The sequence below is a fragment of the Bartonella sp. MR168JLCBS genome (assembly GCF_042194175.1).
In genome coordinates this window covers 1,358-1,657 of sequence record NZ_JBHIMP010000061.1, presented here as the reverse complement: position 1 = coordinate 1,657, position 300 = coordinate 1,358, and positions in this window count along the sequence as shown.

Here is a 300-nt window from a genome sequence, read left to right as displayed (position 1 = left end):
TATTACAAGATAAATTTATCATTTTTATAAAAAACTTGTGAAAATACAGCTGAAAAACAATGATGAAATTCACAGAAAAAAGCAACTCTCTAAAAAACAACTGATAAGTTTACCCTAGTAAGGAAAATTGCTATAAAACGCGAACACTAACAACCATTGGGCTAAAAGCTTAACCTAGAAAAGAAGCAATAAACGCTTCTAGAAAACATCTTTTAGACACGTAAGAAACTTGTTTTCAAAATTGCTAGCACAATTAAAAGAAAGAAATATAACTTATCAATTATTATCTTCAAAAGCTTG